The organism is Pantoea sp. AN62, assembly GCF_050432985.1.
GTDB lineage: Bacteria > Pseudomonadota > Gammaproteobacteria > Enterobacterales > Enterobacteriaceae > Pantoea > Pantoea brenneri.
On record NZ_JBNPYB010000001.1, the window covers coordinates 136,376 to 158,793 of the forward strand.

A 22,418-nucleotide genomic window follows, 5' to 3' on the forward strand; every position below is an offset into this window, starting at 1 on the left:
TTTTTCGTCCGGTTCTTTCGCCCGAAATAAAAACGGAGCGCGTGCTGCGCTCCGTTATCCTTTCAGCCACGCCGATCAGAAGTCGTAGGTGACCCCGACTTTCAGCGTGCGGCCATCGCCCTGCGACAGATAAGTGCCGGTATCGTCAACGTTGGCCCAGTACTTCTCATTGGTCACGTTTTCGACCCCGACGCGCCACACCATCTCATTCTGGTTAAGCCGGGTGCGGTAACGCAGTCCGAGATCCAGCGTGGTATAGCTGTCGATTTTTTTACTGTTCGCCGCATCAGCCCACTGTGAACCGGTATGGGTGATCAGCGCGGTAGCGGTCAACCCGTCCAGCGGTTTGATATCATATTCGGCTCCCAGCGTGTAGTTGTCACGTGGCACCCCCACTGCCTGTTTGCCGTCATAGGTGCCGCCGGAGGTTTTGGTCATCACCGGATCCAGCCAGGTAGCGCTGGCGTTAAGGCGGAAGCCTAATACCGGCTCGCCAAACAGGTTGGTTTCAATGCCGCGATGTCGCTGCTCCCCGTTCATGCCATACGCCCCATCCGCGCCAATCATCCCCGACGGTTTTTTAATCTCAAACAGCGACAGCGTGCCGCCGATTCGACCGAAATCCCCTTTCACCCCAACTTCATTCTGTTTTGAATGGGCGATGCCGGTGATGGCACCCGGATTGGTTACCGTATCATTACGCGGCGCGACCGCGCCTGGCTGCAGCGCTTCGGTATGGTTGGCATACAGTGAAATCGACTGCCACGGCTTGTAGACCACGCCATAGGTCGGCATCCAGCGGCTATTGGTGTAGCGTGACGCGGTATCCTCTGCACCGCTGTTGTAGTTGTAGTTACGCACCCACACTTTCTGATGGCGCGCGCCGACCGTCAGCAACAGCGAATCATCAAACAGGCCCAGCGTGTCGCTCAGCAGATAGCCCTGGGTGCGCGAACGTGCAGTGGTCAGCGGATCGGAGAAGTTTCCGCCGGCAAAGTTCGCCGGCGGCGCGGCAACGTCATCCGGATGATAGATGTTGGTGTTCGCACTGGTCAGCGACATGTTGTAGGCATTTTTCGCATTGGTGGTCAGCGCGGAATAACCAACGTTGACCTTGTGCGAAATAAAGCCGGTATCGAAATTGCCGCGTAGCCCTGCCATACCGCTCATGTTGTCCTGCACGCGGTTGGTATTGAAGGTACTGATGGTGGCGTCGCCTTCACGGTTAAGCAGCTTTGGCGTGCCGTAGTTACCGGTTTCATGGGCATGCTGCGCGCCTAAACCGGCATACGCGGTCCAGCGATCGCTGAGATCGTATTCCGCCCGGGCAATACCAAACTCCGACTCCATGTCGCTGTAGACCCATTTCTGGCTGTAGTTGCGCGAGTTGGACGGCACGGCGGGAAGAAAATCGACGCCGCTAATGTTGATGCCCTGCAAACCGTCATGGAAGGTCTTTTTCTGGTAGCCAACATCCAGCGAAGTGCGTAACCGGTCACCGTGGTAGTCGAGGCCGATTGAGGCGGCGGTAGTGCGCTTTTTCTCATCATCCACCCCGGTTTCACCCTCACGATGTACCAGGTTAACCCGCACGCCAAACTGGTCGTTATCACCAAACCGGCGTCCCGCATCCACCGTTGTGCCGATCTGCGCATCGGAAGTGTAATCCACACCGACTCGCGCCTGCGGCGTAGCGCCGGCATGTTTAGGCTCAAGGTTGATAATGCCGCCGACACCGCTGCTGGCCGCGCCGTTCAGCAGGCTGTTAGCGCCTTTGAAAATTTCGACCCGATCCACCAGCGAGGCATCCATCACCTGACGCGGCACCACGCCCGGCAAGCCGCCATAGGTCATATCATCGCCATCCAGCAGGAAGCCGCGGATACGATAGCTTTCGGCGAAGTTGCCGTAGCCTTTGACGTTCTGCACGCCGGCATCATTCCGCACCACATCAGCGATAGTTTTGGCCTGCTGATCCTCAATCATTTTTGCGGTAAAGCCGATAACGTTGAACGGCACATCCATTGCCTTTTGCTCACCCAGCATGCCCAGCCGGCCGCCGTGGGCAACCTGCCCTTCCAGATAAGCCGGGACCGGTTGATCGCCGCCCGGCGTAAAGTCATCGTCGGCGCTGGCGGTTACCGTCATGGTTTGTCCGCTTTGGCTGGCGTCCTGCGCGGCATCACGCGGAGCGGCAGATGAGGCCGGGGTTGCCGCCATCACGGGCAGACAGCTGGCACCGATCAGCATTGCCAGCAGTGTCGGTTTACATCCTGGGGTTAAAAGGCGCTGACGCATGGTTGTTCCCTGATTTGAATTAGACTGAGAATCATTATTATTGCGGTTTGCGATTATGCGCAGGGCGTTGCCAATTGCAAGCAAAATCAGCAGTCAGCCCAGGCAATAAACAGACGGGAACAGCCGCGGTATGGCGAAGGCAGAATGCCCATGCCCAAGCGGCATGGGCAGCGGATCAGACGCCGCGCCAGCGTTTGAAGATCAGAGAGGTATTGATGCCGCCAAAGGCGAAGTTATTGCTCTGGATGTAGTCAGTCTCAATCTGCCGTGGCTCAGCCATGATGTAATCCAGCGCGCCGCAGCTGTCAGCCGGTTGCGAAAGATTAAGCGTCGGGGCGAACCAGCCCTCACGCATCATCTCAATGCTCATCCACGCCTCCAGCGCGCCACAGGCTCCCAGCGTATGGCCGAAGTAGGATTTCAGTGATGAGATCGGCGTGGTCGCGCCAAACACCGCGGCGGTCGCCAGGCTCTCGGCCATGTCGCCGCGCTCGGTCGCCGTGCCGTGGGCATTGATATAACCGATCTGAGCTGGCTCAATCCCGGCGCTTTGCAGCGCCCGCTCGATGCAGACCTGCATGGTTTCACGCTGCGGCTGGGTGATGTGGGCCGCGTCGCAGTTGGTGTGAAAGCCGGTCAGCTCAGCGTAGATGGTGGCACCACGCGCCTGGGCATGCTCCAGCGATTCGAGGATCAGCGTGCCAGCACCCTCGCCAATCACCAGGCCATCACGCTGTTGATCGAACGGCGCTGGCGTGGTGTGCGGCGCATCATTGCGCTGGCTGGTGGCAAACAGGGTGTCAAACACCGCCGCTTCCGACGGACAAAGCTCTTCCGCCCCGCCCGCGACCATCACCGTCTGGTAACCGTGACGAATGGCCTCCCACGCATAGCCAATCGCCTGGCTGCCGGAGGTGCAGGCGCTGGAGGTGGGGATCACCCGACCGCGCAGGCCGAAAAACAGCCCGGCATTGACGGCGGTGGTGTGCGGCATCATCTGCACATAGGTGGTGCCGGTAATATTGTTGGTATGCTTCTCGGTCAGCATGGTGGCGAACTCACTAACCGGGCCGGTGCTGCCGGTCGAGGAGCCGTAGGCGATGCCGGTATCACCGCTGGTTAATACCGGATGATCGATCAGCCCCGCCTGGGTCAGCGCCAGCTCGGTGGCGCGCGTCGCCAGCAGCGAGACGCGGCCCATGGCGCGAATGCGTTTGCGGGTGTAGTGCGCAGGTAGCACAAAGTCATCCACCGGTGCGCCTAATAATGTATGCAGGCCCTGATAAATCTGCCATTCCGGCATAAAGCGCACCGCATTGCGGCCAGCGCGAATACGCGCCGAGACCTGCGACCAGCTTTCACCAAAGGCGGTCACGCCGCCCATGCCGGTTACCACTACGCGCTGGATCACAGCATGCCTCCATTAATTGAGATCACCTGTCGGGTCACATAGCCGGCGATGTCAGACATCAGATAACTGGCCAGCCCGGCCACCTCTTCTGCTGCGCCCATCCGCTTCATCGGAATGATCTTCATCGCTTCATCGATCACCTGCGGTTCCAGTCCCTCCATCCCGGTATCAATCAGGCCTGGGGCGATGCAGTTGACGGTAATCTTGCGTTTCGCCAGTTCGATTGCCAGCGCTTTGGTCGCGCCGATAATGCCAGCTTTGGCCGCGCTGTAGTTGACCTGACCGCGATTGCCCATCATCCCCGACACCGACGAAAGCGTGATGATACGCCCGCCGCGCCGCAGTCCGATCATCGGCATGACGCAGGGCTGAATCACGTTATAAAAACTGTCGAGGTTGGTGTGAATGACGCTGTCCCATTCATCATCAGTCAGCGCGGGAAACGCTGCATCACGGCTGATACCGGCGTTGCTGACCACGCCGTAATAGGCACCGTGCTGTTCGATGTCGCTCTCCAGCGCGGCGCGAGCCGCCTTCCGGTCGGCTACATCAAAGCCCAGCAGTCGGCCGCTGCCACCCGCCGCCGTTAGCTGTTGCAGCGTCTGCTCTGCCCCCGCCCGATCGCGGTTAAAATGTACGATGATCTGATAACCATCCCCGGCGAGGCGCAGCGCAATCGCGCGACCAATGCCTTTACTGGCGCCGGTCACCAAAACGGAAGCTGTCATGGCTGTTTTCCTTGTGACATCAGTTGCTGTAACTCTGCTTCATTGGGTTGATATGTGTTGAGACGCCCGCTGGCTAATCGCTGTGCGCCGTGGCAAATTTCGCCCTCAAAACTGCCCATGCGATCGTCGCGCATCAGCAGGGTCATGGTGATATCCAGCGTGGCGTCAGCCGGAAAGCGAGGCTGATGCGCTTTCCAGCCGCGTCCGCCCAGCAGCATACCGGGTGGGATCAGGGTGACGCCGCGCTGGCTGGCGTGCCAGCCCGACCATACGCCAACCGTCTGGGCCATGATTTCGACGCCAAACCACGCCGGTAATTCACCCTGTGGCGTCAGGAACGGCGCCAGTACGCCGGTGCGGCAGGTCGATACCTGACAGTGAACCTGCTCATCAGTTACCGCAATCAGCTGATCAAGCAGCATCATCGGCGAACCGTGCGGCAGCCAGACGGCGGCAGGTGAATTAATCAACATCATGGCGTCCTACTATCAGACAGGTGTTATTGCCGCCAAAGGCGAATGAGTTCGAGGCGATCACCGGCCGCTGCAGCGCCTGCGGCTCAGTCAGCAAACCGCAGTCAGGCAGCGTCTCATCCCGCGCGGCACAGCTAAAGTCCTGCGCCGGCAGCAGCAGGTTTTGCTGCAGTATCAGCGCACTGAGCGCAGCTTCACAGACCCCGGCGGCTCCCAGGGTATGGCCGGTCAGGTGCTTGGTCGAACTGCAGGGCACGCTGTTGCCCGTGACACGCTGGATGACTGCCGCCTCCATCTGATCGTTCAGCGGCGTCGCGGTGCCGTGCAGGTTGATGTAGCCAAGCTGCTGCGGCGTGAGGCCGGCCTGTTGCAGCGCCATGCGCATTGCCCGTTCCGCCCCTTCCCCCTCCGGATGCGGGGCGGACATATGCCAGGCATCCGACGATTCGCCCGCGCCCAGTAGCGCCAGCGGCTGAGGTTCACGCGTCAGCAGCATCAGTGCCGCGCCTTCTCCGATTGAAATCCCATCGCGGTCCCGGCTAAAGGGCGCGCAGCGGCGGCCGGACAGCGAGGCCAGGCTGTCGAATCCATTAATCGGCATCCGGCTCAGCGAATCGGCACCGCCGACCAGCGCCACATCAGCCAGACCGGCGGCAATCAGCCGTTGTCCGCTGATAATGGCGCGGGCGCTGGAGGAACAGGCGGTTGAAATGGTGTAGGCCGGCCCATTGAGCGCCAGATAGTGCGCCAGAAAGCGCGACGGATCGCCCAGCTCCTGCATCTGGTAATGGTACGCAGCCAGTTCGCCACGCACCTGACGATCACCTTCGTCGACGCCGGAGGTGCTGGTGCCCAGTACAATCGCAACCCGCTCGCTGCCGTAACGCGTTATCGCCAGGTCAAGTGCCGGACGGATCTGCGCCAGCGCCGCCAGTAGCAGTTGATTATTACGGGTGTTGTGGGCACTGAACGCCGACGGCACCGCTGGCAGCTCGCCGTCGACCCGGCCGAGCCAGCAGGCTTTGTCGCCGTTCAGCCAGCCGTGACACAGCTGCATACCCGGCGCAACGCCGTTGCTGAGGTTGGCGGCAATCTGTTGGTTGTCATTACCCAGGGCGTTAAGCATGCCCATAGCAGAGATGTAAATCATGAAGCGTCCAGATGTTGAATGCGGATCAGATAGCCAAACGCATGCTGCTGAATAGCGATCGGCTGACGCTGGTTGCCGCGTTGCAGATAATCAATTTCGGTCACCAGCTGGTTATCGGCATCCCTGAGCTGGCGCTTTAACGGCTGATCCTGCAGGGTCCAGCCTGGCGGCAACTGTTTACGCCAGGCCTCAATCGGCCAGTAGCTGAGCATGATGTCCGCCAGCACCTGACTGGCGGGCGGCAGCTGTGGCAATGGCATCAGCTGCTCGGTGTGAATACCCTGGCCATCGTAGCGCAGGCTAAACAGACGAATCCCGACCGACGATAGGCCCGCCAGCTTAATCTGTTGTTGATCGGCGCTCAGCAGTACCAGCAGCGACTGGCTCCGGCCCTTTACCTGACCGGTCAGCAACTGCTGCTGCTGAAAAGCGGGCTGAATGCCGGGCGGCGGCAGCGTAATCTGCACGCCCGGCTTGAGCCAGGCGGTAGGACGGCTGTTGTCCGGTGCCTGCTGCGCGCAGGCAGTCAGCAGCAGGCTGGTCAACAAAATCAGGGCGGCGCGCATCATCGTTTGCTCCTCGATCGGGTGGGTCGCATCGCCAGCGGCGACAGCAAAAAGGCGGTAAAAATGCCGCTGCACAATACCGTACCAAAACTGGCAATCGCACTGGTGCTGCTGAAGACCAGCATGCCCAGAGTTAATAAGGTGGTGATCATCGCCAGCGAGACCGCCAGTAAGGAGGTCAGCGGCGTGCCCTGGGGGTTGCTGAAAAACAGGCTGTAGTTAATTCCAATCCCCAGCACCAGAATCAGCGCCAGTAGCGCAAACAGATTGAGCGAGGCCCCAATCCAGCCGAGCGTCGCCAGTGCCGCCGCCAGCGATAGCAGCGAGGGCAGCGCGCTGCGCAGTCCTGCCCGGAGCCCAAGACGCAGCACAAAACTCAGGGCGATTAGCGCCAGCGCCAGCATCAGCAAGCCACTCAGCAGGGTGCGCCAGAAGCTAAACAGCGTATCGTAACTGGCTTTACGGTCGATCCAGCTCACGCCGGTGTGACGTTGCGCCAGCGCATTGAGCGCGGGGCTGTTTTTTACCCCGCTGGTCGGTATCAGCACACCGCTGCGTCCGTCAGGCAGGGTCAGCCACAACAGACGCCAGCCTTCGCTTAACGGACTGGCGAGCCAGGCTTGTGGCGTAACCGGCATTGCACTGAGATCCGGCGCGGGCAGCGTAATCCCCGCCTGCTGCAGCCGTGTGGCGATAGTCGGCACCGCCTGACGCAGCAGTTTCAGATCCTGTTGCTGCTGCATCAGCGAAGGTAAAGGTAACAGCCGATAGCGCTGCAGCCAGCCCTGCTGCTGCGCCTGTTGCAGATCCGGTGCCAGCCGGGCCAGCCGTTGCAGGGTCTGCTGCGCGTCGTCTCCCCAGACCACAAACCAGGTCTGGTCGGCGCGCTGACCGGTTAAGACTGCCAGCTGACGATCCTGTTCCAGCAGACGCGCCGGGGCGCTTTGCAGGTGGGCGATATCATCATCAACCCGCAGCTGCGCGATGCCCGTCACGGCAAACACCGCCACGGCCAGCGGTAATCCAACCCGCAATCCGCGCTGACGTCGCCACGCCGCCAGCCAGCGGGCCAGCGGTACCATCAACGGCACCGGACGCACCGGCAAACCGCGCACCAGCCACGGATAGAGCAGGATCACCGTCAGGCAGGAGGCGGTTAAGCCGCTGGCGGCAAACACCGCCAGCTGACGCAGGCCCGGAAACGGGGCCAGCAGCATCAGCAGCCAGGCGATAGCGGTGGTTGCCAGCGCTAACAGTAAGGTGCCGCGCACTTTGTGCAGGCTCTGCCACGGCGTCTGTTCACCGCCGTGAACCATCCGTTCAGTCAGATAGTAGAGCGTGTAATCGGCCGAGATACCGACGATGCTCAGGCTCATTACCAGCGTCATCAGGTGCAGTTCACCGAAACAGATCAGCGTGATGACCGTTCCCGCCATCGCCCCGATCGCGACGGAGGTGATGCACAGCAGCAGCGGCCGCAGCGAACGGAACACCAGCAGCACCAGCAGCAGTACCCCGCCCAGCGTCAGGCTGCCGAGGGTTTTTACGTCGTGCTGCGCGCGCTGGCTGGCGTCATCGCTGAACAGTACCGTGCCGCGGGTCAGTAATTTCGCCTGCGGAAAGCGGCTTTTCAGCTGCTGCTCCAGCGCATTGAGCTGGCTGACCAGCGCGTGACTTTGCTGCAGGCTGAAGGCGTTAGTAGCCAGTTCGCCATGCAGAAAATACCAGCGCTGTCCCTGCCGATCCTGCGCCGTCAGCCAGCCGTTATGGAGCATCATGCGATCGGCATTCTGCTGCAACGCCAGCTGCGATCCGCGCACCAGCATCAGCGGATCGCCCTGCAGCTCTTTGCTGCCGACGCCGGAAAAGGCAGAGAAGAGCTGCGCCAGCTGCCAGTCCGCCTGGGCGTTGCCGCCGTCCTGTAGCCGGTTGCGGGTCGCGTCATCGATCAGGCCGTTACGATGTTGCCAGGCAAAGCGTCCCCACTGTTGCTGCTGCTGCGCATCGAGATCGCCCTGCACCTGTTTCAGTGCCGGCAAGGCGCGCAGTTGTGACAGCCACCATGCCGCCACCTGCGGATCGTCAGTCGGACCCGGTGACACCAGCCACACCAGCTGGCGATCCAGCCGCTGTAAAAAAGCCTGCTGTAGCGCAGGCGGGGCCGCGCCCAGATTCTGCTGTGGCAGCAAGGCCAGCACGCTGCTGTTGAGCTGGCTGCGCGGCAGCAATAGCGCCAGCGCCACCGCCAGCAGCAGGCAGAACGCAATCCACAGTGCGGCCAACCGGCGTGCGTTACGGCCCGGCAAAACGCGCCTGCTCCTCATCGCTTAACTGCGACGGCTCAATCCGGGTATGGCTTAACAGGATCTGCGTCCGATCGCCCTGCTTATCATCAAGGTCGATCCGCTCCAGATACTCGCTGCCCGCGAGGTCGATGCGGTTGAAAATTTTGTTCAGCGGCGCGGCTTTCGGCGTCAGGCTCAGCGTCCAGTGGCCGTTACCGCCATCGCTGAAATCGACCCGGAAGTTTTCATTCAGCACCTTCTGGTCGGCCTGAAACAGCGCGCGCAGCAAATGGTTAAACTGGAACATCTGCGGATTGCTGTCGGCCGTGATGACCTGCGGCGGCTGACCGCTCAGGCTCTGCACCATGCGCTTATCATCCAGCAGCAGTGTCATCACAAACGGCGTCTGCTGATGCCACCACAGACCCTGTTGGCGGGCGATCAGCATCTGTCCATGCGACACCAGCGGCTGACGCATCCCGGCAATGTTTCGGGTCTGGGTAAAATCGGCACGGATCACCGGCTGGCTGGCAAATCGCTGCTGCAGCTGGTCGAGCGTCACCGCGCTGGCAGCGCTGGCCCACAACAGCAGGCCGGTAAGCATTACTTTTAGCATCCCTTCACTCCTAAACGTTCCAGTAAAATGTCTGGTGAGACAAAGCAGAGCGCCTGGGTTGCCTGCTCCACCGCCACCTGCAGCGTATGTGCTTTGGTGGTGATCTGACCGGCCGCGTTACGGACCTCGTAGTCAATGCGCAGGCGATTTTCATACTCAGTAATGCGCGCGCTGACCGAGATGGTCTCTTCACAGCGCAGCGGCTGACGGTATTTCACCCGGGTATCGACCACCGGCCAGACGTAGCCGCTGGCGGCCATCTCGGCGTAGCTGTAGTTGATGCTGCGCAGTAACGCTTCGCGTGCCTGCTCAAAATAGCGAAAGTAGTTACCGTGCCAGACCACGCCCATCGGGTCGCAATCGTGAAAGGAGACGGTCAGCGCTATTTCAGCACGATGTTCAGGCATGGTCGGACTCCTTGTGGCAGGTCTGCGAATCAGGCAGCGTCCAGAAATCGAAAAAGTTAAACCAGTCAAGCGGGGCCAGCAGCGCGTAGTGCGCCAGCCGCGCCGCATAGCGATCGACCGCCTGCTGCAGCGCCTGCTGTCGTTGTGCCCGCGGCAGCAGCAGCGGGTCAGCGAACGCTTCGCAATGAATGCGCAATTTACCCTGCTGACGCAGGGCAAACATCAGCAGTACCGGGCAGCGTAAAGCGGCAGCCAGCACAAACGGTCCCTGAGGAAACGGCGCAGCCCGGCCAAGAAACTCACTCCAGATCACCCGGCGTTCGCCACCGCGCTGGCGATTAACCGCGGTGCGATCGCCGACAATCGCCACCCATTCGCCAGCATCCAGCTTTTGCTGCAGCAGAATGGCGGTATCCGGGCCGATATCGCTAACCGGCATCAGGTTTACTCCGGCCTGCGGTGCAATGGTTTCCAGCACCGCGCGAAAGCGCTGAGCATTGTCGGTAAACACCAGCGCATTGATGACCAGCCCGCTCACCTGCTGAGCCATGGCGCGACAGGCTTCAATGTCGCCAAGGTGCGAGGCCAGAATCAGCTTGCCCTGCGGCGACGGCATGCGGATCACCGCTTCGGCACCGGGTGCAAAATCGATATCGCGTCCCCAGTGAAGATCGCCCCGCCAGCTGGCAACTTTATCCAGCATCGCCCCGGCAAAACGCAGAAAATGACGGTAGCTGTTGAGCGGCGCAGGCAGGGAAATCTGCCGCTGCTGCGCAATCAGACGAACCTGGCTTAGCCACTGCTGCGAGGCGCGACGGGCACGCTGTCCACTCAGCCAGTAGACCGCCACCACCGGCCATAACAACAGCATAAACGGCAGGCGGCCGCCGTAGCGATAGACCGCCAGCATCAGACGTAATCCCCACTGCCCGCGGCGTTCCGGTTCGGCCGACCAGTGAGCTGTCTGCCGGCGCATCGCCAGCAGACGCGGGATTCGCGGCAGCATGCCGAAAAAGAGTCGGGTATGCATCCAGGAGATGCGCAGGTTGTCATAGAGCGCATCAAAGTGCGACAAACCACTGGCCGGATAGGTCACCCGGGTGGAAATAAAGCGGCTGCGGGTGCCCTGCCAGTAGAGCCGGACCATGATCTCGGTGTCGAAATCCATTCGCTGGCCGATCGCGCGGCGATCGCACAACGCCAGCGCCGGCGCCAGCGGGTAGACGCGGAAGCCACACATGCTGTCGCGGATCGACAGCGACAGCGTCTCAACCCAGACCCAGAAATGGGTGATGTAGCGGCCATAGAGGCGTGATTTGGGAATCGAATCGTCATACAGCGGCTGACCGGAGATCAGCCAGTCAGGATAGCGCTGCGCTTCGGCCAGCATCAGCGGCAGGTCTTCTGCCTGATGCTGGCCGTCAGCGTCGATCTGTACCGCGTGGGTAAAGCCCCGTGCGGCGGCGGCACGCAGGCCGTGGATCACTGCTGCGCCTTTACCCTGATTGCTGTCGAGACGCAGCACGCTGAGCTGCGGGGCGTGCAGCGTCGCCAGCTGGAGCTGAGTGGCGGCATCGCTGCCGTCATCAACAACGATCACCGGTAAATTAAACGGTGCCAGCCGCGTCAGCACCGAGGCCATCATCGCCCCGTGGTTGTAACACGGGATCACCACGCAGGGAGAGAATGTCGCCCCTAACACAGCGTAATTTTCCCGCTGCTGGCGCTCTGCTCCGTGCCCTCACCCAGCAGACTGTAGCGAAAACTGAGGCGTGATTTTTCCGCATCCCAGTCAAGACGCAGTTGCAGCAGCGAATCGGGCGGCACCGGCTGCTGGAATTTGATGTTATCAATGGCGGCAAACTGTTTGCCGGGCGCCAGAATGCCGACGCCGTAGTGCATAACCCAGTCGAGCTGGGCGACACCGGGCAGAATCGGTAAGGTGGGAAAATGGCCCTGAAACCAGAACAGGCTGGCATCAATCTGTAGCGTCAGCGTGACGCTGTTATCCTGCAGCAGGCGATTGCGTTCAATCGGCAACATCGAAAAGCTCCTCAATTTGCAGCCAGGCGCGTTTGCTTTGGCTGGTCACCGGAATGGCGGCGACCACCCGCCAGTAGCGCGGTATCGCCAGCGGTTCCAGCCACTGCTGCAGCTGTCGTTTCCACTGCTGCTTGTGCTGATGCAGCGCGGCGTCATCCAGCACAGCGTTGAGCGCCACCACCACGCCAATCGCCTGTCGTCCCTGTCGCGTCACCGCCAGCGCCGCCGCATCAGTGATTTCCGGCAGGCTTAACAGACGCCGTTCAACCTCACTCAGCGAGACGCGCTTATCGCCGATTTTGACAATCCGATCGTGGCGTCCCGCCAGCTGAAACTGGCCGTCCGGCTGCATCAGCAGACGATCGTCAAGCCGCCAGCCGTCAGATCCGGCGATCAGCGGCGACCAGACCTGCCAGCGGTCGGGCGTGACGGCTGCCAGTCTGACCTGGGGCATACAGCGCCAGGCCGCGTCGGGCCGGTCAAACTGCCGTGCAGCGATCACCCCGGTTTCGGTGCTGCCGTAAATCTCGCTGACCGGGCAGCCGAATCGTTGCCGGACGCGTGCGGCATCAGACCACGGCAGTGCGCCACCGGCCGAGACGATCAGCGCGCAGTCGGGCGCATCGAGTCCGTCATCCAGCCGGGATAAAAACGCCGGGCTGCTGATAAAGGCGTAGCGCCATTGACGCGTCAGTTGCGCCAGTTGTTCGCCATAAAACACCGGCTGCGCGGCAAACGGCAAGCCAAGCGCCATCGGCAAAAAAATGCGAAACGATAAACCATACAGATGCTGATGACTGACCGAGGCGATAATCCGACACTGCTGCAGAGGCGTGCCCCACAGATCGATCAGCCAGCGGGTTTCCTGCTCCATTATCGCTAGTGATTTCACTACCTGACGTGGCGCACCGGTGGAGCCGGAGGTGTAAAGCACCAGCCCGGCCTGCGCCGACAGCGGTGGCAGGATGCCTGGCGCTTCCGCATCGTCGCAGTGCCAGAGCGGCAGGTCGAGGCTCAGCGGCATATCGGCGATAACGCCATCCAGCCGATCGCGCATCTCATTGAGCAGCGCGGCGCGACAGTGCCCCGGCAACACCGGGGTTTTACCGGCGTACCAGCAGGCCAGCAGCGCCACGCAAAAACGGTAGCTGTCATCGAAGCAGAGCGCCCAGCGCATCCCGGGGTCGGCGGCCAGACGCTGACTCAGCGCCCGCACCTGCGCACGCATAGTGCTGAGCATTAACGGCCGATCGCCGCGCCACGCGACTTCGCGTTCGGGCCCGCTCAGCCATTCGGCTACCTTCATGCTTTTCGCCTCACCCGCTGACGCACCAGCCACTCCCCCGCCATCAGGGTGCCGATCAACAGGTAGCTGATCGCGCCGTTCCACAGCGTCCACAGCCGCAGATCGCCCAGCAGGCAGGTCACCAGCGCCATGCTGCCGTTGCCGATAAAAAACAGGCACCACAGTTGGGTAACACGCCGGGTGTAGCGCACCGCCGCGAGCGGCAGATGCGGTTCACGCAGCCGCGCGATGCGTTCCACCAGCGGCATGGCACTCCACAGCGAGGAGCCAAACACCAGCAGCATCGCCAGATTCACCGCCAGCGGATACCACAACAGCAGATGCTGACTGCGCAGTAACTGGCTGCTGATACACAGCAGCGCGCCCGCCAGCGCCAGCCAGCCCATCACGTGACTCAGCGCATTGTGCTGGCGACGCAGCACCTGCCAGCGCAAGCCAAACAGCAGCGCCAGCAGCCAGAACAGCCCTTGCCAGCGCGGTTGCGTCAGCGCCAGCCAGACCAGCAGCGGCCAGGCCAGCAGAGTGAGCAGATTCAGCAGTCGGAGGGCGGCAAGCACGGCGGATCAGGCGTCTTCGCGCATCAGTTGTTCAACCGCATCCACCACATCCTGCACGGTACGCACCGCGCGGAAGGTTTCCGGTTTAATTTTACGGCCGGTACGTTTCTGCAGGTGAACCACCATATCAACCGCATCAATGCTGTCGAGTTCGAGATCTTCATACAGACGCGCCTCCGGATGAATGTCAGCCGCATCAATTTCAAACAGGCTGGTCAGCAGTGACGCAACTTCCTGGTATATCTGGTCTTGGGTCATCATAATTTTGTCTCAGCGTTCAGGCGCGTTGTTGATCAACAAACGCGGCCAGAGAGGCAACAGAGAAGAAGTGCGCGCGCAGGGTTTCACTCTCGGCGGAGAGGGCCACACCGTAACGATTTTTTACCGCCAGACCGAGTTCAAGCGCATCGATTGAATCCAGCCCCAGCCCCTCGCCAAACAGCGGGGCCTCGGTGTCGATATCATCGGGACGGATATCTTCCAGGTTGAGGGTGTCGATAATCATCTGTTTGATATCGTTGATTAATGAGTCCATACCGGTTTTCGTATTACCTATTCAGGGGAACCAGCGCCTGTTGTAAATGGCGGGTCAGGCGACGCGCGGCCAGCGGCTGTGCATCTTGGTTGCTTTCGCAAAACGACTGGCTGTCGATTCGCGCTTGTACGCGCACGGTAAACAGCGGTTTAACCGGCGGAATTTGATACCAGCGACTCTGTTTATCGAGCATACGCTGGCTACAGGTGATGTGAACCACCCGCAGATCGCACCCGGCACGGACCGCGATATTGGCGGCACCGCGCTGCAACTTCAGCGCCTCGCCATAGCGGGTGCGGGTCCCTTCCGGGAAGATCAGGATGTTGTCGCCGCGCGCCAGTCGTTGCTGGCTGTCAGGCAGTAAGGTTTCGGCTTCGCTATTGATCAGATAATCGGCGGCGCGGATCACACCCCGTAAGAACAGGTTGTTTTGCAGATCGGCTTTCACCAGACAGTCCATCTCCGGCAGCACCGAGGCGATCATCACATAGTCGATCAGCGACGGATGATTGGCGACGATCAGGCAACCGCGATCCTGCTGCAGCAGTTCTGCCCCTTCAATCCGGTAGTCGTAGACGCCGACGCCGCGGCAAAAGCGCAGAAAGCAGCGGAAGCTGCAGGCAATCGCGCGTCGGGCCAGCTGGCGGCGACGCAAGGTGTCACGCTGCACCAGCAGCAGCAGATTAAAGCCGATCAGCGACAGCAGCAGGCCGCCGAGGCTGAAAAGGGTAAAACTGACCGCCGTCATCACCAGCCGCCAGTAATAGTTGATGCTGCTGCAGCGCGGCTGCGCCGGTTGTGAGCAATCAGCCATGATTTTTCTCCCAGTGCCACTGCAGGCGCTCGCCTGGCAGGCTGAACTGCGTCGTTCCAGCGAGAGACTGTTGCAAAAAGCAGAGACTTTGCGGCAACGCGGCGGGGATCATCTCGCCGGGCTGAGGCTGACTGTGGCAGCGCCACTCATCGCCAGCGGCTAGCAGCAGCGCCACCGCATACGGCGCGTTAAGGGGGTTTTTGGCTAACCACGGCAGATAATAATCGGGCAGCAGACCCTCGAAATCGACCAGCAGTACCTGCTGATAGCCCGCCTGATGTAATGCACTGACTTCAATCAGCCCTTGCTGAAAAGAGTCGATCCCGGCCGCGATGGAGGTCGATACCAGCGGTGCTTTCGCTGCGATAGTGAGGCTGCCAACGGCAGAATTGTGTACCGACATCGCAAAATCAGTGGGCGACAGTGGCTGCTGACTGGCCAGTGCGGTCAGGATACGCAGATTACGCTCCAGCTCGCCGTGACGGCTGGTGAACACCACTGCATCCACCGTCTGACGTGCCAGCAGTGCCAGACCGCACTCAACTGCCGCACGACTGCCGCCGCTCAGACGACGCGCGGTCATCATCGGTAAAAATTGCGGCTTTGCCATGGACTGGTTGGGGTCGATTACCGCGCCCTGTAGCGCCCAGCGTTGCCAGTCATCGTGTCCGGCCAGCCCGGGAGCCAGCGCCTGCCAGTCGACCAGAGAGTAAGCGAGTCTCATTTCAATTTTCTTTTAGCAAAACGGGTGGCGTTGCGTCCATCAGGTCGTCAACGCCTTCCTTGCGTTAGCAAAGATTCATCCCTGAAATATCTGCCGACCCGGCTATTGCCGATCACGGTAGTGGTTTAGCCGGCGATGCAGCAATAGCAGGTCATCTGATTTGTCGGCCGGCAGCGAAAGATCTTTATTTTATTGTTCAATACCGACAGATAAGTGCGACAACGCGCGGCTTATTTTGCCGCCAGCGCTGACAGGCGTAGCTGAATGTCCTGATCGAGGTTGGTGATCCAGCGGTTATAGTTATTGTGGATCTTGCCCTCTCCCGCTTTCAGGTTTTCGCTGCTGAGATAATCGATGCGGTAACTCTGGCTGGTGTAGGAGATGCGAATGTTGGCTGCGAAACCACGCTGTGCCAGTCGACCGTTGATAACACCCGGCAAAACCGGCGTCATCACCCACTTGCGGCTGATGCCCGCTTCGATGATCGCGGTTTTCATCTGATTATCACTATAACGCTGTGAGAGTGTCTGATTCACATTGTGAATCGGCGCAGTACGGGCACAACCGGTTAATAAAGCTGCGGTCACCACCAGTGTAAAAATTAACTTTTTATTCATCACGATTCCCTTTTATTCCCCTGTGTTATCAGGCGGTTAAAAATACAACTCGCCTGGCGCAGCATAAACAATCCGTGCGCTTTTCCATCTGGCCAGTCTAAAACCCGCGCATGATACCACCTAATGTAAAGACAGGTAAGCGGAAGTATGCGGGGCTTATTTAACCGATAACGGTGTCAGGCGGAACACAGCGGCGCGGGACGCAACAGCGCCGATCCGGCGAGCAGAATCTCTGACTGCTGCTGGATCGGAACCGTATGAAGGGAAAGGGTTATTCAGAAGATGACGTGGCGTTTGCTGACCAGCCGCCACCCAGCGCACGATAGAGATCAATCTGCGCCAGCAGCAGATTATTTTTCACCGTCACCAGATTTAGCTGAGTTGTAAACAGGGTACGCTGGGCATCCAGCTCATCAAGATAGGAGGCGTAACCGTTCTGATAGCGGTTACTGGCGATGCGCAAGGCTTCAGCTACATAGTTCTCCTGCTTTTGCAGCTCTTCCAGTTGTGCCTCACCCTGCCGGATCGCATCCATCGCATCGTTCACTTCTGAGAAGGCGTTACGCACCACTTTCTCATAGCCATAGAGCGCCTGGTTACGGGTGGCCATTGAGACATCCACTTCTGCGGTCAGCGCTTCACGGTTGAGCAACGGCGCCAGAATACTGCCGCCGACGCTCCACAGGCGGAACGGATTATCAGCCAGCTGATGCAGCACCGAACTCTGTAACGTGCCGGTCGCAGTCAGGTTGAGATTGGGCAGTAGCTGCGCTTTGGCCGAAGCCAGACTGGCATCGGCGGCCAGCAGCTGGCGCTGCGCCTGAACGATATCCGGTCGGCGATTGAGCAACTGGGACGGCAGCAACGACGGTAACTGCTGCGGCGATATTTGATCGAACTGCTGTCGGCGAGCAATTTCGCGTGGATTCATCGCCACCAGGATACTCAGCGCATTCTCCTGCCGGGCAATCTGATGCTTAAGCTGCGGTATCTGTGCTTTGGCTGACTGGTACTCCGAGGCCGCCTGCATCCACTCCAGCCGTGAGGTGTAGCCGGTTTCAAACTGGCGCTTCGCAAGGGTCAGCGAATTATTGCGGGTGATCAGCGTCGCTTCGGTAACGCGCAACTGCTCATCGAGAGCACATAAGTTGAGATAACCCGAGGCCACCGAGCTGGCAATGGTCAGCTCCGCCGCCGAGGCTGCAGCCTGTTGCGCCGCCAGCGAGGCTTGCGCAGCGTCAATCGAACTGCTGCGCGCGCCCCACAAATCGACATCGTAATTCGCCTGCAGCAGGCCCTGAAAAACGTCGGTTTCATAAGGCTGGCCGGTAACCGAGGAGAGCGTACGTTCACGGGTTGCCGCCACGCCGGCGCTCAGAGTCGGAAAATTATCGCCCTGCGCCGCACGCAGCTGAGCGCGATACTGATCCACCCGTGAACGCGCGGTGAGAATATCGGGATTATTGCGCAACGCCTGCGTCACCAGCCGGTTGAGATGCGCATCGCCAAAGGCGCGCCACCAGCCTGCTTCTGGCGGAGCAGCCGGCCCGACCCGATCGCGCCAGGCAGGCGGAATCGGCAGTGACGACGGTGCTTTTTCAACCTGGGTCGCGCAACCGGCCAGCGTCAGTGTCAGTGCGCCAATCAGTAAACGGCGGACGATCATGGTGCGCCCTCACCTGCCGGCTGTGCGGCGGTATCGATGCTCACTTCCACCGACATGCCGGGTCGCAGTTGCTGCATATCCTGCTCGTCGATGCGGATACGAACCGGAATACGCTGAGCAATTTTGACGAAGTTACCGGTGGCGTTGTCAGGCGAAATGGCGCTGAATTCCGACCCGGCAGCTGGCGAGATAAATTCAACCTGACCGGTAAAGCGTTTGCCATCCAGCGCATCGACCCGGATGGTCACTGGCAGACCGGGCCGGATCCGCGCCAGCTGCGTCTCTTTCAGGTTGGCGATGACCCACTTGTGGTTAGGTACCACCGAGGTCAGCCGCGTTCCGGCCGTGACATAAGCGCCGGTTCGCACCGACAGCTGGCCGAGCTGACCATCATCCGGCGCGATAATCCGGGTGTTGGCCAGATCGATCTCCGCCAGTTCCAGTGCCGCCTGCGCACTGGCGACGTCTCCTTCCAGCGACGCACGGTTGACGATTACCGTTTGCAGATTTTGCTCTGCGACCGCGATCTGAGCCGCAGCCTGACGGACCTGCGCCTGTGCCTGCGCGTTAGCCGCGCGGGCGGCATCCCGTTCGCGCACCGACAGCGAGCCGTCAGCGGTCAGGTTCTCTACGCGTTTCAGGTCAAAGCCGCTTTTCAGCGCCTGTGCTTTGGCGTTTTCCAGCACCGCTTTATTACTTTCAATCGTCGCCTGGGCACTGCGTCGCTGTTGCAGGTTATTGCTGAGCGCCGCCTGCTTCATCGCCAGTTGTGCCTGGGCCTGATGCACCCGCTGATGATAGATACGATCGTCGATGGTCATCAGCAGCTGACCCTTTTTTACCGGTTGCAGATCGATGACTTCAACCGAGGTCAGATAGCCGCTGACCTGCGGACTGATAAAGGTCACCTGGCCGCGGACATAGGCATTTTCAGTAGTTTGCACTGCGCTGGTAAAGGGCCAGAGTTGCCAGGCGTAGAGAATGACTAATACGCCAATCACCACAATGCCGCTGCCGGCGGCAATAGAAAGAATACGGCGGCGGTTCGCACGGTCGCGTTCGGCTGCCTGAAGTTCGTCCTGCTGACTCATTGTTTCTCCGTGTTTTCCTGTAATGCGGCCAGCTGATGCTGCTCACGCAGGTTAAATTGCGCCTGGCGCCAGTCGAGATAACGCCGACGCGTTAATCGCCAGATCACCCACATCAGGGTGATCAATGCCAGCGCCGCCGTTAACAGATAGGTGTCGTTATAGGCCAGTACGTTGGCCTGTAATGTCGCGACAGTTTGCAGCTGGCTGCTGCTTTGCGCGCCGAGCAGAATGTTATCGCCGACCAGGCTATTGAACAGCGCATTGTACTGGCTGAGACGTTCGTTGACGTTGGGGTCAAGCAGCGAGAGTTGATCGCTGAGCAGGCTGGAGTGATATTTTTCCCGCCAGGTCTGAAAAGTCCCGAGGATCGCCGAACCAATCAGTCCGCCAAGGTTCTGGCTCATGCCAAACAGCACCACAAAACTCACCAGATTTTTCGGCTGGGTGACCACGCTGCCAATCCCCATCAGCATCGCTGGCGCCATAAAGAAGGCGCTGCTGAAGCCCAGCAGAAACTGGCTGAAGTACATATTGTTGGCGCGGGTCAGCGGACTGGAGTGCGCATCCATCAGCGACGCGATAATCATCACCACCAGTGAGGTGACGATTGGCCAGTTGAGGTGGTTAGGCTTGATGGTGAGCGCACTGGCGGCGATACCGACAATCACGCCGGCAATAATCGCCAGCGCCAGCCCGCGCATCTGATCGTTCTGTAAGCCAATCTGCTGTAAAAAACCGACCGCGCCGGTGTTCTGTTCCGCCAGTACGATGCGGATCATGATCATCACAATCCCCAGCCGGACCATCATGCCGCTGCTGAGCCAGCGGGTATTGATTAACGGATTGCGCCGGTTGTGCTCAATCACAATCGCGGTCACGATCAGCGTTAATGCGATGGCGGTGCAGATGCCGAGCCACGGCGTAGTAAACCACCACTCAATCCGCCCCAGTGACAGCACGCCGCACAGCAGCGCCATGCCCGGAGCCAGCAGCATAAAGGTGACGAAATCCATTTTTTCAAAGGTCTTGATGCGGTCGCCGGGCGGCAACTTGACCAGCAGTACCCCGCCCAGCGCAATCATCGCCAGGCCAAGCTCAAACAGATAGAGACCGCGCCACTCGTTAAGCTGCAGCAGTTCCGAAGAGAACAGACGCGCCAGCGGAATCGCCAGTTGCGACACCGTCAGCCCAATCACCAGCGCTTTCAGACGATGCTTCGCCGGCCATGCCTGCACCTGGTAGTAGATACCCAGCGAGCTGAGCGCTGCCGCTACCATGCCGTGCGCGGTACGCACGATGATCGCCGAACTGAGGTCGTTGGCGAACAGATGAAAGAACGCCACCAGCACATACAGCACCAGAAACGCTTCGGTGAAGGCACGCAGGCCAAACTGCTGACGAAATTTCACCAGCAGCAGGTTGATGGAGATATTACCCATCACGTAGACCGCCGGCAGCCAGGCAATCTCATTCGAATAGGCGCCGAAGGTGCCCTGCAGATTGATCAGATTGGCGGTAACCAGCGCATTACTCAGCGCCCCGGTCAGCGAGATCAGCAGGCCGATCAGACCAAACGCCACCCGCTTCGGCAGCGGATGCAGCGGGGTCGAGGGTGACCCAGGCAGCATCGGTTTTTCATGCGGTAACCACTCGCGCGCGGCATAGGGATTGCGCTTCGCCACCTTTACATGCTTCCCATTCGCGTCAGTAGTTGCTGTAACACTCGCTCGGTCACGGCCAGGTCCTGCGGATCGATGTCCGCCAGCATTTCACTACGCAGCGCGTCGGCCTGGTTTTTTACCTTAGCGAACGCCTGGTTGCCCTTTTCAGTCAGCACCAGATGGCGTTTTCGCCGATCTTCCGGCGGCTGGACCCGCGACAGCAGCGATTGTTTGACCAGCCGATCGACCAGCGGCACCATGCTGGCATCTTCCAGTCCCAGCAGCTGCGCCAACTCGGTCTGGGTCATTCTTTCAGGTTCACTGGCAATCAGGCCAATCGCCATCCAGCTGCTCATGCTCAGACCGCTATCTTTCAGATGGCGATCGACGGCCAGGCGCCAGGCGTGCGCGGTCAGATGCAGGAGATGGGTAAATGTACGAGTATGCGATAACAAATGTTAGCAACCTAATTGTTAGACTTCTAATTAAATGAAGGCGTTATTATACGCAAAGCCAAACGCGATTGGAAAGCGCCCGATCTGTTAAAAATTAGTGGATCGCGGCAGAATGTCCAGAGGCCGCAACCGGGAGTCGAACACCATGATAACAGCTGCGAAAAACTGGGTGGATTTGCGCCGTGATGCTGCCAGCGGTATTGAGTCGCTGCGCGCCCATTTTACCGGACACGCTTACGATCCGCACTGGCACGACAGTTACCTGATTGGTGTAACTGAGCAAGGTGTACAGCAGTTTCATTCGCGACGCAAACAGCATCAAAGCCGACCCGGTACGGTGTTTATGCTGGAACCGGAAGAATTACATGATGGCGACGCGATCAATGAGCAGGGCTTCACCTACCGCATGCTCTATCTTTCACCCCAGCAGATTGAGCTGCATCTCGCTCCGCTGCTGGCGGAGGGACCAGAGCAGCGTGAGTTAGGCTTCGCGGATACGCTGCGCGACGACCGGCCGCTGGCTTATGCGGTCTGGCACGCCTTCGACGCGTTGTGGCACGATCATCCGGCATTAATCAAAGACGCGGCACTCGACCGACTGTTTGGCCAGCTGACGCAGCACCGGTTGTGGCGCGCGTCCGGGCCGGTTTACCCGGATGCCCGGCTGGCGCTGCTGGCGCGGGACTGGCTGATTGCTCATCATGCTGAAAATCCGGGTTTACAGCAGATGGCGCTGAGTCTGAAACTGGATCGCTTTCGTCTGTCGCGGCTGTTCCTGGCCCACTGGGGATTGCCGCCTCACGCCTGGCTGGTGCAGTGGCGGCTGAGTCAGGCCCGGCGGCGACTGGCTCAGGGCCAGCCGGTGGCCGATGTCGCCGCCGCGCTGGGTTTTGCCGATCAGAGCCATCTCGGCCGCTGGTTTAAGCGCGCCTGCCAGCTCAGTCCGGCACGTTATCAGCGTGCCTGCACAAATCTTCCAGACCCGGCCTGATCCGCCTGCCACAATGCGCTTTTT

Annotated in this window: 23 protein-coding genes; 1 reads left to right on the forward strand and 22 read right to left on the reverse strand. The window is 60.1% G+C overall.

Translation table 11 applies throughout. The features are described from left to right. Positions 1–75: 75 nt before the first annotated feature. From FHW04_RS00700 to FHW04_RS00805, 22 genes are all read right to left on the reverse strand, one after another. On the reverse strand, positions 76–2,298 hold the full coding sequence (locus FHW04_RS00700) for a TonB-dependent receptor (RefSeq protein WP_089561054.1): 2,223 nt from the start codon (positions 2,296–2,298) through the stop codon (positions 76–78). 175 nt (positions 2,299–2,473) lie between these two features. Further along, positions 2,474–3,709: a beta-ketoacyl-ACP synthase gene (locus tag FHW04_RS00705; RefSeq protein WP_176035884.1), complete on the reverse strand. Its 1,236-nt coding sequence runs from the start codon at positions 3,707–3,709 to the stop codon at positions 2,474–2,476. Continuing rightward, positions 3,706–4,437: a 3-ketoacyl-ACP reductase FabG2 gene (locus tag FHW04_RS00710; protein WP_069728153.1), complete on the reverse strand. Its 732-nt coding sequence runs from the start codon at positions 4,435–4,437 to the stop codon at positions 3,706–3,708. The genes FHW04_RS00705 and FHW04_RS00710 overlap by 4 nt, the downstream gene beginning before the upstream one ends. Then, positions 4,434–4,910, reverse strand: a complete 477-nt coding sequence (locus tag FHW04_RS00715; RefSeq protein ID WP_089561184.1) for a hotdog family protein — start codon at positions 4,908–4,910, stop codon at positions 4,434–4,436. The genes FHW04_RS00710 and FHW04_RS00715 overlap by 4 nt, the downstream gene beginning before the upstream one ends. Beyond that, positions 4,900–6,060, reverse strand: coding sequence for a beta-ketoacyl-[acyl-carrier-protein] synthase family protein (locus FHW04_RS00720; RefSeq protein WP_089561055.1), 1,161 nt, complete (start codon positions 6,058–6,060; stop codon positions 4,900–4,902). Before FHW04_RS00720 ends, FHW04_RS00715 begins: the two co-directional genes overlap by 11 nt. Further along, positions 6,057–6,629: a DUF3261 domain-containing protein gene (locus FHW04_RS00725; RefSeq protein ID WP_031376529.1), complete on the reverse strand. Its 573-nt coding sequence runs from the start codon at positions 6,627–6,629 to the stop codon at positions 6,057–6,059. The genes FHW04_RS00720 and FHW04_RS00725 overlap by 4 nt, the downstream gene beginning before the upstream one ends. Next, positions 6,626–8,932: an MMPL family transporter gene (locus FHW04_RS00730; RefSeq protein WP_179420043.1), complete on the reverse strand. Its 2,307-nt coding sequence runs from the start codon at positions 8,930–8,932 to the stop codon at positions 6,626–6,628. Before FHW04_RS00730 ends, FHW04_RS00725 begins: the two co-directional genes overlap by 4 nt. Then, positions 8,919–9,527, reverse strand: a complete 609-nt coding sequence (locus FHW04_RS00735; protein WP_089561057.1) for an outer membrane lipoprotein carrier protein LolA — start codon at positions 9,525–9,527, stop codon at positions 8,919–8,921. The genes FHW04_RS00730 and FHW04_RS00735 overlap by 14 nt, the downstream gene beginning before the upstream one ends. Then, complete coding sequence (locus tag FHW04_RS00740; RefSeq protein WP_069728149.1) at positions 9,521–9,934, reverse strand: acyl-CoA thioesterase; 414 nt, start codon at positions 9,932–9,934, stop codon at positions 9,521–9,523. The genes FHW04_RS00735 and FHW04_RS00740 overlap by 7 nt, the downstream gene beginning before the upstream one ends. After that, positions 9,927–11,636 (reverse strand): glycosyltransferase family 2 protein, encoded by a 1,710-nt coding sequence (locus tag FHW04_RS00745; protein WP_089561058.1) that lies wholly within the window; start codon positions 11,634–11,636, stop codon positions 9,927–9,929. The genes FHW04_RS00740 and FHW04_RS00745 overlap by 8 nt, the downstream gene beginning before the upstream one ends. Further along, positions 11,630–11,977, reverse strand: a complete 348-nt coding sequence (locus FHW04_RS00750) for a 3-hydroxyacyl-ACP dehydratase FabZ family protein (RefSeq protein WP_031377671.1) — start codon at positions 11,975–11,977, stop codon at positions 11,630–11,632. The genes FHW04_RS00745 and FHW04_RS00750 overlap by 7 nt, the downstream gene beginning before the upstream one ends. Then, positions 11,964–13,283: a class I adenylate-forming enzyme family protein gene (locus FHW04_RS00755; protein WP_089561059.1), complete on the reverse strand. Its 1,320-nt coding sequence runs from the start codon at positions 13,281–13,283 to the stop codon at positions 11,964–11,966. The genes FHW04_RS00750 and FHW04_RS00755 overlap by 14 nt, the downstream gene beginning before the upstream one ends. Further along, positions 13,280–13,840, reverse strand: coding sequence for a hypothetical protein (locus tag FHW04_RS00760; protein WP_089561060.1), 561 nt, complete (start codon positions 13,838–13,840; stop codon positions 13,280–13,282). Before FHW04_RS00760 ends, FHW04_RS00755 begins: the two co-directional genes overlap by 4 nt. 6 nt (positions 13,841–13,846) lie before the next feature. Next, complete coding sequence (locus FHW04_RS00765; RefSeq protein ID WP_089561061.1) at positions 13,847–14,101, reverse strand: acyl carrier protein; 255 nt, start codon at positions 14,099–14,101, stop codon at positions 13,847–13,849. A gap of 16 nt (positions 14,102–14,117) precedes the next feature. After that, entirely contained in the window at positions 14,118–14,375 is a 258-nt protein-coding gene (locus FHW04_RS00770) for a phosphopantetheine-binding protein (RefSeq protein ID WP_031377675.1), read from the reverse strand. 13 nt (positions 14,376–14,388) lie between these two features. Then, positions 14,389–15,189, reverse strand: coding sequence for a lysophospholipid acyltransferase family protein (locus FHW04_RS00775; protein WP_031377676.1), 801 nt, complete (start codon positions 15,187–15,189; stop codon positions 14,389–14,391). Continuing rightward, a complete protein-coding gene (locus FHW04_RS00780; RefSeq protein ID WP_089561062.1) occupies positions 15,182–15,913 on the reverse strand; it encodes a beta-ketoacyl synthase chain length factor in 732 nt (243 codons plus the stop codon). Before FHW04_RS00780 ends, FHW04_RS00775 begins: the two co-directional genes overlap by 8 nt. A gap of 230 nt (positions 15,914–16,143) precedes the next feature. Then, the gene (locus FHW04_RS00785) at positions 16,144–16,530 is read right to left on the reverse strand and encodes a hypothetical protein (protein ID WP_089561063.1); all 387 of its coding nucleotides are present in this window, start codon (positions 16,528–16,530) and stop codon (positions 16,144–16,146) included. Positions 16,531–16,801: 271 nt separating this feature from the next. Further along, a complete protein-coding gene (locus FHW04_RS00790) occupies positions 16,802–18,196 on the reverse strand; it encodes an efflux transporter outer membrane subunit (protein WP_031377679.1) in 1,395 nt (464 codons plus the stop codon). After that, positions 18,193–19,287, reverse strand: coding sequence for an HlyD family secretion protein (locus tag FHW04_RS00795; protein ID WP_089561064.1), 1,095 nt, complete (start codon positions 19,285–19,287; stop codon positions 18,193–18,195). The genes FHW04_RS00790 and FHW04_RS00795 overlap by 4 nt, the downstream gene beginning before the upstream one ends. Next, complete coding sequence (locus FHW04_RS00800; protein ID WP_031377681.1) at positions 19,284–20,969, reverse strand: MFS transporter; 1,686 nt, start codon at positions 20,967–20,969, stop codon at positions 19,284–19,286. The genes FHW04_RS00795 and FHW04_RS00800 overlap by 4 nt, the downstream gene beginning before the upstream one ends. A gap of 2 nt (positions 20,970–20,971) precedes the next feature. Next, complete coding sequence (locus FHW04_RS00805) at positions 20,972–21,403, reverse strand: MarR family winged helix-turn-helix transcriptional regulator (RefSeq protein ID WP_089561065.1); 432 nt, start codon at positions 21,401–21,403, stop codon at positions 20,972–20,974. A gap of 145 nt (positions 21,404–21,548) precedes the next feature. Here FHW04_RS00805 and FHW04_RS00810 point away from each other — a divergent pair, with 145 nt between their 5' ends. Next, positions 21,549–22,394, forward strand: a complete 846-nt coding sequence (locus tag FHW04_RS00810) for an AraC family transcriptional regulator (RefSeq protein WP_089561066.1) — start codon at positions 21,549–21,551, stop codon at positions 22,392–22,394. Positions 22,395–22,418 lie beyond the last annotated feature (24 nt).

Coding starts and splice junctions, on each gene's coding strand:
- FHW04_RS00775 (WP_031377676.1), bottom strand. CDS start 15,189: ATGGCTGATTGCTCACAACCGGCGCAGCCGCGCTGCAGCAGCATCAAC.
- FHW04_RS00795 (WP_089561064.1), bottom strand. CDS start 19,287: ATGAGTCAGCAGGACGAACTTCAGGCAGCCGAACGCGACCGTGCGAAC.
- FHW04_RS00810 (WP_089561066.1), top strand. CDS start 21,549: ATGATAACAGCTGCGAAAAACTGGGTGGATTTGCGCCGTGATGCTGCC.
- FHW04_RS00785 (WP_089561063.1), bottom strand. CDS start 16,530: ATGAATAAAAAGTTAATTTTTACACTGGTGGTGACCGCAGCTTTATTA.
- FHW04_RS00770 (WP_031377675.1), bottom strand. CDS start 14,375: ATGGACTCATTAATCAACGATATCAAACAGATGATTATCGACACCCTC.
- FHW04_RS00780 (WP_089561062.1), bottom strand. CDS start 15,913: ATGAGACTCGCTTACTCTCTGGTCGACTGGCAGGCGCTGGCTCCCGGG.
- FHW04_RS00765 (WP_089561061.1), bottom strand. CDS start 14,101: ATGATGACCCAAGACCAGATATACCAGGAAGTTGCGTCACTGCTGACC.
- FHW04_RS00710 (WP_069728153.1), bottom strand. CDS start 4,437: ATGACAGCTTCCGTTTTGGTGACCGGCGCCAGTAAAGGCATTGGTCGC.
- FHW04_RS00735 (WP_089561057.1), bottom strand. CDS start 9,527: ATGCTAAAAGTAATGCTTACCGGCCTGCTGTTGTGGGCCAGCGCTGCC.
- FHW04_RS00755 (WP_089561059.1), bottom strand. CDS start 13,283: ATGAAGGTAGCCGAATGGCTGAGCGGGCCCGAACGCGAAGTCGCGTGG.
- FHW04_RS00725 (WP_031376529.1), bottom strand. CDS start 6,629: ATGATGCGCGCCGCCCTGATTTTGTTGACCAGCCTGCTGCTGACTGCC.
- FHW04_RS00715 (WP_089561184.1), bottom strand. CDS start 4,910: ATGTTGATTAATTCACCTGCCGCCGTCTGGCTGCCGCACGGTTCGCCG.
- FHW04_RS00740 (WP_069728149.1), bottom strand. CDS start 9,934: ATGCCTGAACATCGTGCTGAAATAGCGCTGACCGTCTCCTTTCACGAT.
- FHW04_RS00700 (WP_089561054.1), bottom strand. CDS start 2,298: ATGCGTCAGCGCCTTTTAACCCCAGGATGTAAACCGACACTGCTGGCA.
- FHW04_RS00750 (WP_031377671.1), bottom strand. CDS start 11,977: ATGTTGCCGATTGAACGCAATCGCCTGCTGCAGGATAACAGCGTCACG.
- FHW04_RS00720 (WP_089561055.1), bottom strand. CDS start 6,060: ATGATTTACATCTCTGCTATGGGCATGCTTAACGCCCTGGGTAATGAC.
- FHW04_RS00790 (WP_031377679.1), bottom strand. CDS start 18,196: ATGATCGTCCGCCGTTTACTGATTGGCGCACTGACACTGACGCTGGCC.